The 13449-nt window shown below is 31.9% G+C and carries 9 protein-coding genes; 8 read left to right on the top strand and 1 reads right to left on the bottom strand.

Features of this window, described 5'->3' with window-relative positions; all coding sequences use genetic code 11:
* Positions 1–39: 39 nt before the first annotated feature.
* On the top strand, positions 40–1668 hold the full coding sequence (locus GKZ86_RS20605; RefSeq protein WP_228526634.1) for an alpha-glucosidase: 1629 nt from the start codon (positions 40–42) through the stop codon (positions 1666–1668).
* A 172-nt stretch (positions 1669–1840) separates the two neighbouring features.
* On the opposite strand, the gene GKZ86_RS20610 is transcribed toward GKZ86_RS20605, so the two are convergent.
* On the bottom strand, positions 1841–3712 hold the full coding sequence (locus GKZ86_RS20610; protein ID WP_228526633.1) for an alpha-amylase family glycosyl hydrolase: 1872 nt from the start codon (positions 3710–3712) through the stop codon (positions 1841–1843).
* Between the two features lie 346 nt (positions 3713–4058).
* On the opposite strand from GKZ86_RS20610, the gene GKZ86_RS20615 reads away from it, so the two are divergent.
* The 7 genes from GKZ86_RS20615 (at position 4059) to GKZ86_RS20645 (ending at position 13282) form a co-directional block, all read left to right on the top strand.
* Positions 4059–5726, top strand: coding sequence for an OstA-like protein (locus tag GKZ86_RS20615; protein ID WP_370456781.1), 1668 nt, complete (start codon positions 4059–4061; stop codon positions 5724–5726).
* A 98-nt stretch (positions 5727–5824) separates the two neighbouring features.
* On the top strand, positions 5825–7021 hold the full coding sequence (locus GKZ86_RS20620; protein WP_154784941.1) for an aspartate aminotransferase family protein: 1197 nt from the start codon (positions 5825–5827) through the stop codon (positions 7019–7021).
* Positions 7022–7185: 164 nt separating this feature from the next.
* A complete protein-coding gene (locus tag GKZ86_RS20625) occupies positions 7186–8583 on the top strand; it encodes a tetratricopeptide repeat protein (protein ID WP_154784942.1) in 1398 nt (465 codons plus the stop codon).
* A complete protein-coding gene (locus GKZ86_RS20630; RefSeq protein WP_154784943.1) occupies positions 8583–9332 on the top strand; it encodes a shikimate dehydrogenase in 750 nt (249 codons plus the stop codon). The genes GKZ86_RS20625 and GKZ86_RS20630 overlap by 1 nt, the downstream gene beginning before the upstream one ends.
* A gap of 67 nt (positions 9333–9399) precedes the next feature.
* Positions 9400–10149 (top strand): lipid A phosphoethanolamine transferase, encoded by a 750-nt coding sequence (locus GKZ86_RS20635; RefSeq protein ID WP_154784944.1) that lies wholly within the window; start codon positions 9400–9402, stop codon positions 10147–10149.
* 123 nt (positions 10150–10272) lie between these two features.
* Positions 10273–11016 carry a lipid A phosphoethanolamine transferase gene (locus GKZ86_RS20640; RefSeq protein ID WP_154784945.1) on the top strand — a complete coding sequence of 248 codons (744 nt, stop codon included), beginning with the start codon at positions 10273–10275 and terminating at the stop codon, positions 11014–11016.
* A gap of 271 nt (positions 11017–11287) precedes the next feature.
* On the top strand, positions 11288–13282 hold the full coding sequence (locus GKZ86_RS20645) for a DUF349 domain-containing protein (RefSeq protein ID WP_154784946.1): 1995 nt from the start codon (positions 11288–11290) through the stop codon (positions 13280–13282).
* Positions 13283–13449: the final 167 nt, after the last annotated feature.

Consider the following 13449-nt stretch of genomic DNA (forward strand, 5'->3'; position numbering starts at 1 on the left):
CTAAGCAACAATAAATTAAAAAGATAATAAGCATGCATTATGAAATCTAATACATTCAAGTATATTTTCTTTTTTCTGCTAATGATAAACATAAAACCTGCTATTGCCCAAAAAGCAAACGCTGACAAAAAATGGTGGAAAGAATCTGTATTCTACCAAATTTACATGCCGAGTTATGCAGACAGCAACGGAGACGGATATGGCGATTTTAAAGGAATGACCCAAAAATTAGATTATCTAAAAGGATTAGGTATAAAAGGCATTTGGTTAACGCCTTTTCTAACTTCTCCTAAAGTAGATAATGGTTATGATGTTGCCAACTATTATGAAGTAGATCCAACGTATGGTAATAAAGCAGATTTTGATGTTTTTTTAAATGAAGCTCATAAAAGAGGAATTAAAGTTATTATAGATATGGTTTTTAACCATACTTCTACAGATTCTAAATGGTTTCAGGAATCCAGAAAGTCAAAAGACAATCCGTATCGTGATTATTATATCTGGAAAGATGAACCGAATAATTGGGAATCTTTTTTTGGAGGAACTGCCTGGGAAAAAGACACTTTAACCAATCAATATTATTATCATAAGTTTGATAAAAGAATGGCCGATCTTAACTGGTCAAACCCGAAAGTAGTCACTGAGATTCAAAATGTATTGCGTTTTTGGCTTGATGCCGGTGTAGACGGTTTTAGATTAGATGTAATCAATTTCCTGACTACTGACGGCATTACAAAAGATAATCCGATAAAAGACGGAAAACAAGATCACATAAATGACATTGATCAGGGAGGTGTAAAAAATGCTATGCAAATTATAAAATCTACCGTAAGCGAATATGACAACCGTTTTATTGTGGGAGAAATAGGAAGTGACAAAATAGAAGTTTTAAAACAATATCAATCGCAGGATTTATTAGATGTTGTTTTTAATTTCAACTTTGGAAGCATCAAATCATTTTCGACCCAACGTATTTTTGATGAGCTGCAAAGCATGGAAAAAAACATGAGTAATTATCCAACTCTATTTTTTGGCAGCCACGATATGCCCAGAATGATCGACAGGCTGGCAGACGGTAATCCCGACAGAGCCACAGCACTTGCAGCTTTGATCCTTACAGCAAAAGGAGTTCCGTTTATTTATTATGGTGAAGAAATGGGGATGCATAATATTATTGCTAAAAATAGTAGCGAAATGGTCGATATTCAAGGAAGAACGCATTATAAATTAGCGCTTGAAAAAGGCAAAAATGAAAACGAAGCACTTCTTGAAGGAAACGAACACAATCGCGACAAATCACGAAGCCCAATGCAATGGAATGCTGATTCATTTGCAGGATTTTCTAAAGAGAAAACATGGATTAAAATCAATCCTGATTATAAAAAAACGAATGTTGCTGTTTTAGAAAATCAAAAAAAATCTATTCTAAACAGCTATAAAAAAATGATCGCTTTAAGAAATAATGAAAAAGTTTTGCAATATGGAATTTATGATAATCTTGAACTTCATGGAGATCAAATTTCTTTTACAAGATCTTTTGAGGGCGAAAAAATCACTGTTATAATCAACTTTGGTATAAAAAAAGAAATAACACTGCCTGCGAATGCCAAAGTATTAATGGGGAATAAAATTCTAAAACGGAATAATTTTATGGTATATAAACATTAATTTTTGTTTATCCATAAATTTGATCTTTGTATCCTGCAAGGTTTTTTTTTAACCTTGTAGGTATGCTAATTAGTATGTAAATACCTAACAGGTTTTAAAAACCTGTTAGGATAATAAACGAATCTTGTTATATTTAAAATCTACAACATTAAAAAAACCTTGCAGGAAGAAATTATTTTACTTCAAAAATAAAAGATTCCGAAGGCAAAATTTTAACTCTTGTCACTCCTTCTCCATTCTTAACAATTAACTCCACCGTATTCTTTTGGTACAATTGATCTTTTAGTTGATATTCTCCATCTTTCAAATTCCATTTTGAAATAATATCAGAAGGAATTTTCAAATCAAATTCACTTGTTTTTTCAGAAGAAAAATTCGTAACAATTATCAATTTTTGATTTTCTGACCAACGCACATAGGAATAAATGGATTCGTCATAGCCAGCATTATTTTGGCGATTTACAGATTGAATTTCCTGAAAACTTCCCATTAAGGCAGAACTGTTAATCGAAAAATTCAATAATCGTTTGTAAAAATCACGTAAACTTTTCTCTGATTCCGAAAGCTGACCTCCATCAAATTTTCCATCGTTCATCCATTTTTGATGATTTGGAACTCCAATGTAATCAAAAATAGAAGTTCTGGATCGGGTTCCAAAACCTGCATTTTCATTTCCGGCCTCACCTACTTCCTGTCCAAAATAAACCATTGTTGGCGAGGTGCTAATTGTTGTCGAAACTACCATTAAAGGTTTTCCTCTTTCCGGAGTTCCTGCAAATTCAGCACTTGCTAAACGTTGTTCATCATGATTATCTAAAAAATGAAGCATGTGATGTTCGATATCCGACATTCCATTTTGAATATTAGATAACCCATCTGGAGAAGATTTTCCGCGAATTACATCTTTCAGTTTATCATAGGTTTCAACTTTATCATACAAATAGTCCATTTTTCCCAAACGAATATAATTTCGATATTCATTCGGATTATAAACTTCGGCCAATAAAAAAGCATTCGGATTTTTCATTTTAATAGCAGAATTCATGTAACTCCAAAATTCGTACGGAACCATTTCTGCCATATCATAGCGAAAACCATCAACACCTTTTGCTGTCCAGTATAAAGCAATCGATTTAAATTTTTTCCAGGAATCAGGAACGTCTTTATCCTTCCAAAAAGCAAAATGTTTCTGATATGATTTTTGATCAAAACCAGTCGGAAGTTCAGGAAAATCCTTAGAACCATCAGGACGAATTCCGTAATTAACTTTCACCGTTTCATACCAGTCATTTTGGTCCGGTTTAATTTTACGGGAACCATTTCCTGTCCATTTTGCTGGGCTTTCATCAAAGAAACCATCAACAAGAGGATTTTTTTCTCCGTTTAACGGATGATCTCCATCGGGAATTTGAAAATGTTCATTTGGAATATAATAGAAATTATTATTTCGGCTGTATTCTACATTTACGTTATCATCTGCACCAAAATCCCTAACGCCTTCCGGATTATTCTTTCCTTCGTATTTACGTGCGATATGATTAGGCACAATATCTATAATTACTTTTAATCCTGCTTTGTGTGTACGGGCAATCAAAGCTTCAAATTCCTGCAATCGATTTGCAGGATTTACAGCTAAATCAGGATTTACATTATAATAATCCTTTACGGCATAAGGTGATCCTGCACGGCCTTTTACTACTTCAGGATCATCATTAGAAATTCCGTATGATGTATAATCGCGAACTAAAGCATGATGCGGAACTCCTGTATACCAAATATACGTAACCCCTAAATCTTTAATTTCGCGAAGTGCTGTATCTGTAAAATCATTAAACTTCCCTACTCCATTTTCTTCAATCGTTCCCCAAGGTTTGTTGGTTGTATTTTTATTTCCAAATAAACGTGTAAAAACCTGATAAACTACAATTTTCTTATCAGTTGTAATCTCTTCTTTTGTTGTATTCATTTTTAAATCTTTGGTTTTACATGCCGAAAATAGCATGGTTGCAGCCAATCCTGTAACAAAAAATATTTTATTCTTCATAATTCATTTTATAAGCTGATTCTTTTTTTGACTTAAAAACTGAATCAAAAAATCAGGAACCATTTTTTAAATTTAAGCTAATTTTTAAAACTCAAAAGAAACTTACTTTGATTTAGCTCCAAAAAGCAAAACTATAACGAGATAGTTCCGGGTTTTGTTGGTAACTTTGGGGAAGGGCTCAAAGTTGCAAAGTCTCAAAGATGTAAAGGTTTTAAAAGGACTTAAAAAAAGCCTTTGTTCCTTTACAACTCTGAACCTTTGTCCCTAAAAATAAACAATTATAAATTAATCCTAATATCCTTAAAGGTTCTATCCTTTTTCATAAATTTGACAAAAATTTAATCAATTGAAGAAATCACTCTTTTTCATATCTTATTGTTTGCTTCTGTTAAGTGTTCAAAGCATTTTTGCACAAGCTCCAAAAAAAATCATTGTAGAAAATGCTGATTATTCTGATGTCAATCAGGAATTAATGCCAGATGCCCTTTTACTGACAGGAAACGTAAAAGTAAATCACGATGGCGTTGTACTAACTTGCAATAAAGCTTATTTTTTTCAAAAGGAAAATTATCTAAAAGCCTTTGGTAATGTACAATTGGTTCAGGGAGATACTTTATATTTGAATAGTAAATACGCTGAATATAACGGAAATTTGAAAAAAGCATTTGCAACCGGAGATGCCGTAATGACTTCGCCAGATGCAACTTTACAAACAGATACGATTAATTTTGACAGAAATGTTCAACAGGTTTTTTATAACTCAAAAGGAACAATTATTAATAAAGATAATACGCTTGTAAGTAAATCAGGAAGATATTATGTTACTGAAAAAAAGTTTCAGTTTTTGACAGAAGTAACATTAACAAATCCTAAATACGTCGTTAAATCAAATCATTTGGATTATTACAGTAATTCCGGACATACTTATCTATTTGGACCTTCGACAATTACCAGTAAAGCTAATTATATTTATACTGAAAAAGGATTTTATGACACCAAGAAAAACCTCGCACATTTTTTAAGGAGATCTTATATCAAATATGACGATCGACTCATAGAGGGCGATAGTTTATATTACAATCGAAATACTGAATTTGCCTCGGCAACCCGAAATGTAAAAATTACGGATTCGATTAATCGTGGAGTTGTAAAAGGTCACTATGCCGAAGTTTATAAATTAAAAGATTCGATGTTTGTAACCAAAAGAGCAGTTGCGATTAATTTTGTAGAAAATGATTCAGTTTATATTCACGGAAAAAAATTAATGGTTACCGGAAAAGAAGGTGAACGCATTTTAAGAGCTTATAATAATGTTCGCTTTTTTAAAGTTGACATGAGCGGAAAATGTGATTCGATTCATTCTAATTCTAAAACCGCTTTGACAAAATTAATTGGAAATCCAATTCTTTGGAATGGCGAAAGTCAAATTACAGGAGACGTTATGCACTTAATTGGTGATAATAACACCAAAAAAATAGATTCGCTAAAAGTTCTCAATAATACATTTATGGTCTCGCGGGACACACTCGGAACGGGATTTAATCAGGTAAAAGGCCTCAATTTATTTGGAAAATTTAAAGATGGCAAATTGCACGATGTAGATGTCATCAAAAATACAGAAGTCCTATATTACATGAGGAATGATGCCCAGGAACTCATCGGAATTAATAAAAATGTAAGCAGTAAAATCAATCTTATTTTAGAAAATAATGCGGTTGAAACCATTTCTTTTTTCAATAAAGTAGATGGCGATATTTATCCCGAAGCTGACTTACCCGAAAATGCACGTAAATTGAGAGGTTTAGTCTGGCGTGGCGATGAACGAATAAGGTCTAAAGATGATATTTTTACTGCTGAAGAAAATGAGATGAATGATAAATTAATCAAGGAAGGAAAAGACGAACAAGCAAAAGAAAACGTTCCAATGAAAGTGAGGAAAGAAACCCTTGATTACGACAAAAAGAAACCAGCAACAAAAGCAAGTACAAAAACTAATACGAAGGCTAAGAAATAGTTTTCAGTTTACACACTAAGACTGTAAACTGTAAACTGAGACTAACCCATAACCTTAGTCCCTTTGCAACTTTGCTCCTTTGAAGCTTAGAAAAAAAAATGAATTCAGATTTTATAAAATATCAAGCACAAACATCTCCATATCCTTTAGGAATGGAAGTTTCGCACGCTATTGGCTCTTATATTTACGACACTAACGATAAAAAATATTTAGATTTTGTTGCCGGAGTTTCGGCTTGTACGCTCGGTCATCAACATCCTAGAGTTAATCAGGCTATTAAAGATCAGTTAGATAAATATTCGCACGTAATGGTTTATGGTGAATATTCGCAAAGCCCGGCTGTTCAATACTGCAAATTACTGGCTTCACTTTTACCGGAATCTTTAAATAAAACCTATTTAGTAAATTCAGGTACAGAAGCTATAGAAGGCGCATTAAAATTAGCAAAAAGAACAACAGGCCGCAGTCAGCTAATTTCTTGTCATAATGCCTATCATGGTAACACAATGGGTTCTATGAGTGTTATGGGATTTGAAGAACGCAAACAAGCCTTTCGTCCTTTATTGCCGGATGTTGATTTTATTACATTCAATAACGAAGAAGATTTACAAAAAATAACAAAGAGAACGGCGGCAATTTTATTAGAAACTATTCAGGGAGGTGCAGGATTTATTCAGCCGCAGGATAACTTTTTACAAAAAGTACGTCAGCGTTGTGATGAAGTTGGTGCGTTGATGATTGTAGATGAAATTCAGCCAGGTTTTGGCAGAACCGGAAAACTTTTTGGTTTTCAAAATTATGATGTAGTTCCGGATATTGTGGTGATGGGAAAAGGTATGGGTGGCGGAATGCCGGTTGGTGCTTTTACGGCTTCGGCAGAAAAAATGGACCTTTTAACCGAAAACCCTAAATTAGGACATATAACCACTTTTGGAGGTCATCCTGTCATTGCGTCAGCTTGTTTAGCTACTTTGCAGGAATTAACTGAGACAAATTTAATGCAAGAAGCTTTAGAAAAGGAAAAACTCTTCAGATCGCTTTTGGTACACCCTTTGATAAAGGAAGTTAGAGGAAAAGGATTAATGCTTGCTGCCATGACAGAAAGTGCCGAAATAACGAATGAAGTTATTTTGAATTGTCAGGATAAAGGATTGATTTTGTTTTGGTTACTCTTTGAAGGATGTGCCATAAGAATTACACCGCCATTAACAATTTCTGAAGAAGAAATTAAAGAAGGTTGTGCTGTAATTTTAAACGTTATGGATGAAATTCTGAAAAAAGAAAAAAAAGTTTAAAATAATCAAATTAATCTTTTATATTTCAAGAGATTATAGAGTAAAACAGAATAAAAATTCTGTCCATATTGTTAATTAAATTGTTAAAAACAATTAATTTCCTTTCCGCTCATAAGAATATGGTTGCCTAAATTTATAACAGGCTAATTTCAAATATAGAAAGTATGCAATTAAGCAACGAAGAAGAAGATTATAACCTATCCCTATCCAAATTTGAGTCGATGTTAAAAACTAACAAAGTACTCTTTTTTGATTCTGAAGAATTTGAAGAAATTATTCTTCATTATTTAGATATAGGCAAGGCTAATTTAGCAAAAAAGGCCTTAAAACTTGCATTAGACCAACATCCAAAATCTACAGGCTTAAAATTAGTACAAGTAGAAATGTTGGTTTATGATGACAAACTCGAAATCGCTGAGAAGCTTTTGAATGAGTTATATGCAATTGAACCTAACAATGAGGAAATTTACATCCAGAAAGCTAATATTTGTTCTAAAAGAGATCAACACGAAAAAGCGGTAGAATTGCTTAAAATTGCCTTGCAATATACTGACGATTACGCTGATGTGTATAACTTGATTGGAATGGAGTATCTTTTTATGGATAACCTTGAGATGGCAAAAGACAGTTTTATCAAATGTCTTGAAGAGGATTTAGAAGATCAGTCTGCACTTTATAATGTCGTTTATTGTTTTGAATTTTTAGATCAAAATCAGGAAGCGATTTCATATCTTAACGATTACATCAATAAAAACCCATATAGTGAAATTGCATGGCACCAGCTTGGGCGCTTGCATTATGGCGTAAAAGAATATGAAAATGCTATTCGTGCTTTTGACTATGCAACCCTAATTGACGATGAGTTTTTAGGTGCATTTATGGAAAAAGCAAAAGCTTATGAACGTCTAAAAAAATACAGCGAAGCTATTGAAAGCTACAACCGTACGATTGAGTTGGACGATGCAACTTCTTACGCGTTATTGCGTATTGGAAAATGCTACGAAAAACTTGGAAATTCTGTAAAAGCTTTACAATACTACAATCAAACCGTTCATGAAGATCCGCTTTTAGATAAAGGATGGATTGCCATTACGGATTTTCATGTTCGTCAAAAAAACTTTCAAAAAGCATTATTTTTTGTCAATAAAGCTTTAGCAATCGACAATCAAAATCGTTTGTACTGGAAACGTTATGCAACGATAAATAAACAAATGAACTTTTTTGAAGAAGCTGAATTCGGTTACAGAAAAGCTGTAGAATTTGGTGATTATCAATTAGACACATGGTTATTTTGGGTTGACATTCTTCAGTTTTTAGGAGAATTTGAAAGCGCAATTCAGACTTTATTACAAGCATCAGAATATTTCCCTGAAGAAAATGAAATCGAATATCGTTTAGCCGGATTATATTTTATGATTCAGGACAATACAAAAGCAAAATTTCATTTAAGCAACGGATTACGTTTAAATTTTGAAAATTATATCTTAATTGAAGATTTATTCCCGGTTGTCTGGTCTAAAAAAACAGTTAGAAATTATATTGAAAAACATAGAAAAGAATAATGGTTGATGTTTTAAGAAGGCGTTTTGGTTTATTAGGCCGTAATATTAGTTATTCTTTTTCGAAAGGATATTTTACTGAAAAATTCAATAATGAAGTTTTTATAGGTAATACCTATGAAAATTTTGATATTGCTGAAATCAATCATTTTACGGGATTACTAAAAAACAATCCGGATTTGACGGGCTTAAATGTAACGATTCCTTACAAAGAGCAAGTTATTCCTTTCTTAGATAAACTTTCAAAAAAAGCAGCTTTAATTGGAGCGGTGAACACGATTAAATTTACCAAAAAAGGAAAACTAAAAGGCTACAATACTGATTATTATGGTTTTAAGAAATCCTTAAAACCTCTATTAGAACCACATCATAAAAAAGCCCTGATTTTAGGTACAGGCGGCGCATCAAAAGGTGTTGCTTTTGCTCTTGATGAACTTGGTATTTTATACACTTTTGTATCAAGAGAAGCGAAAGAAAACATCATAGATTATGATTTGATAAATGCTACAACATTTGATAATTTTCAAATTATAATCAATTGTACGCCAGTAGGTACAAGTCCGAATATAGAAGCTTGCCCTGATCTTCCGTATGAATTTTTTACAGATAAACACATTGCTTACGACTTGATTTATAATCCCGAAGAAACGCAATTTCTTAAGAATGCTAAGACAAAAGGGGCAACAATTAAAAACGGCTACGACATGCTTATTTTTCAAGCTGAAAAAGCATGGAAGATTTGGAATAAGTAAAAAACAACTTCAAAAATAAGACTTAAAAGTAAATTTTGTAATTTAGACTACTCATTAATAAGTAGTTATGAAAAAATTACAGCGATTTTATTTAGTATATTTTCTGTCCATATTTTCAATAAATGCTCAAGACAGTATCTCAAAGGCGAAAAATCCTTATACTGAAGCGCGTTATCATTATTATTTAAAAACGATTTTACTTTTTAATGAGTACTTAGATACTGATTCCGGATCGTTTAATACCACTCAGCTTCGTTTTCTACATCCTATCGCTAACAAAGCCTGGAACTTAAGGGTCGATCTTCCTTTAGTATCGACCAACACTTCATCAATAAATAAAACAGGAATTGGAGATATTGGTGCAGGTATTAGTTATATTCCTTATTTAGAACATAGTAAAGGAATTGCTTTTAGGGTTAAAATTGTCTCAAATTCAGCAGTAGATCCTGCTTTAGGAACAGGAAAATGGGTCGTTGCTCCCGCAATATTTTATGGAAGTTACTTTTACAAGAAAAAAATGCTTTGGATTGCATCTTTAGAAAATCAACTTAGTTTTGCAGGATCAGATAACCGAAGCGATGTTAATACGACTGCGTTGGAAAATTATTTAATGTTCATTTTGGGAAAAAACTGGTTTGCTGCGGATGTCGCTTTTAGATATAATGCTACAAACAAAGGTTATCCTAATAATGCTTTTATAGAATTTGGACGAAAAATAACCCAAAATGATATGGCTTACATTCATCCAAGTATTGGTTTTGGAAATCACAAATCGTATAATTATGGCATCGAAGTTGGAATGCTAATTTTGTTTTAATTTAGAATATTTTCTAAAAAACATCAGCAAAATGATTGTCTTAAATACAAATTATAATCTTTTTCTTATAAATATTAAATTGTAAGTTTTTATTTACTTAATTTTGGATTTAAATCCAGAATTATGAAAATTATTATAACTTTTACTTTGCTTATTTTTTCTCTCTTTATTCATGCTCAAATTATAGATGAAGTACAAGAAAATCCATTTAATAACGGCCGAATTAACTATTTTAAAAAAACGATTGTAGTTATTAATGAATATCTGGACACACAGGCAGGTTTTTGTAATACAACGGATGTGAGGTTTATACTTCCTATTGGAAAATCCTGGAATTTTCGCGCAGATATGCCTTTAATTTCTAAAAAATCAAACGATATTAATACAACCGGCTTTGGTGATTTTTCTTTTGGCGTTGCAAATATCCCTTATATAGATGAAAAAAAGGCATTTGCTCTCAGAGTCCGCGTTATAACAGACTCTTCGAATGATCCTAATTTGGGATCTGGAAAATGGATTGCTGCTCCATCATTATTTTACGGACAATATCTGGGAGCAGAAAAACATTATTTATGGATTTCTTCGGTTGAAAATTTTTCGAGTTTTGCAGGTTCCGGCAATCGAAAAACAATTCAGGTAACATCTTACGAAAATCTTTTACTTCACTATTTTGGGAAGAACTGGATTGGCACAGATGTTACTTTTAGGTATAATTGTACAGCGAAGGGTTTTCAAAATAATGCTTTCATTGAATATGGCAGAAAAATAACGCCTACTAATTTGGCTTACATACATCCAAGTATTGCATTTGGAGATCAAAAATCATATAATTATGGTTTAGAGGCAGGAGTTTTGATATTATTTTAATTATAAAACGGTTTCCTAAAAAGAGTAAAATAAATTTACTTTTTGTGGACAGGATTCTTGATTTATTTCCTTTTTTCTAAAAAATCAATTATCGTGAAATTTAAATTAACTTCAAAAAAAACAGTAAAAAAATCAATATCATATTTGTAAAATACTATAATAAATAAGAATTTAATCGTAAATAGTGTATAAACAAACAATTTATTTTGTATTTAGAAACACCTTTACTATCTTTCGCAATGTTTAAAATAAAAATCCTTATACATTTAAAATGTTAGAAGAAAAGAATGACAACCTGCAAGATGCAGACGGAAAATCAGAAATCGAAATCAGCGATTCTACACCAAATGATGCAATTAAAACATCAGACTCTGAACCAACGCAAGAAAATGAAATTTTGCCTGCAGAAAGCGAAGTAGAAAGTTCTGAAGAAGTTGCAGAAGCAAATCATCAAACAGCATTAGATGCTATCACAAATTCGAATGCTGAAGAAAGTGAAGATGAGACGTTAAAAGACCGTCATGATATTCCTATGCAGGATTATGATACTTTTTCATTAGATGCTCTTGTTGATGAATTGAAAAAGCTTGTAAATACAGATAAAACAATGTCTGTAAAGGATCATATTGAAGAAATTAAAAAGTCGTTTTTATTACAATACAATCACCTTATAGAGGAGAAAAAAGAAGAATTTAATGCTTCAAAACAAGATCCAAATGAGGAATTTGAATATCATTCTCCGTTAAAATCGAAGTTTGATGAATACTATAATGTTTTTAGAGAAAAAAGAAATGCTCATTTTAAACATTTACAAACCAACTTAAAATCAAATTTAGAGAATCGACTTGCTATCGTTGAGGAACTAAAAGAGCTTATAAATCCGCAGGAAAACATCAAGGATACACTTAAACATTTTAATGATTTAAGAGAAAGATGGAAAAATGCAGGAGCAATTCCAAAAGACAAATACAATCATGTTTGGAACAATTACCACTTTCATGTAGAAAATTTCTATGATTATCTGCATTTAGATCGTGAAGCAAGAGATTTGGATTTTAAATACAATTTAGATCAAAAACAAAAAATAGTTGCGCGCGTTGAGGAATTAGTAAATGAAACTGATGTAAGCAAAGCATTCCGTGAGCTACAGGATTTACACAGAATCTGGAAAGAAGATATTGGACCTGTTTCTAAAGAACATCGTGATACGATCTGGAATAGATTTAGTGAATTGACTAAAAAAATTCATGATAAAAGAGAGCTTTTATTTGAAGGACAAAGAGCTAACGAGCAACAAAACCTTGAAGTTAAAAAAGAAATCATTGCTAAAATTGAAGTTTTAGGCACTGAGAAAGTAAATTCTCATTCACAATGGTTAGTTCAAATACAAAAGGTAGAAGCGCTTAGAAATGAGTTTTTTGCTGCCGGAAAAGTTCCATCTGAAGTAAACGAAGAAACTTGGGCTGCGTTTAAAACTGCCGTGAGAAACTTTAATTCTTTTAAAAATTCATTTTATAAAGACATTAAAAAAGATCAGAACGACAATTTAAATAAAAAAATGGCTTTGGTTGCTAAAGCCAAAGAATTACAGGAAAGTACAGATTTTGGAACAACTACTCCGATAATGAAACAAATTCAGGAAGAGTGGAAACAAATTGGCCATGTTCCTAAAAAATATTCAGATAAAATCTGGAAAGAATTTAAAGATGCCTGTAACCATTATTTTGACAAGCTAAAAGAACATAAATCTGAAGAAAACGGAGATGAAGTTGCTGCTTTTGATAACAAGAAAGCTTACTTGGATATTTTAAGAGCATACCAATTAACCGGAGATCATAAAACAGATTTAGATGCGATAAAACTTCATATTGAAACCTGGAAAGGTTATGGAAAAGTACCTTTTTCAAGACGTCACATCGAAGGGAAATTCAATAAAATTCTGGATGCACTTTTTGAAAAATTAAGTTTGAGTAAAAAAGAAACTGAAATGATGCGTTTTTCTAATAGAATCGATTCTTTATCAGAGAGCAATGATACCAGAAAACTTGATAACGAAAAGATCTTCTTAATGCGTAAAATTGAAGAAGTACAAAACGAAATTTTTCAGTTAGAAAATAACATTCAGTTTTTTACAAATACTAAAAACGCGAAAAAAGAAAATTCAATTGTAGTTGAAGTTCGCAAAAACATCGCTATCCACAAAGAAAGCCTTGAAGTTTGGAAAGATAAACTGAAACAATTAAGAAACCTGAATCAACCAGAGTAATTTAATTCGTAAAATGTCAGGTTGAGCGAAGTCGAAACCTATTTAAATATAAAGCTGCATGAAGATATTCATTGCAGCTTTTTTTTGGACTAAATTTTTATAGCAAAGCACACTAAGTTTTTTTATATGTAAGGCTTTTATAAAAACGCAAAGTTTACAAAGCTTTG

The sequence above is a fragment of the Flavobacterium sp. LC2016-13 genome (assembly GCF_009707955.1).
Taxonomy (GTDB): domain Bacteria; phylum Bacteroidota; class Bacteroidia; order Flavobacteriales; family Flavobacteriaceae; genus Flavobacterium.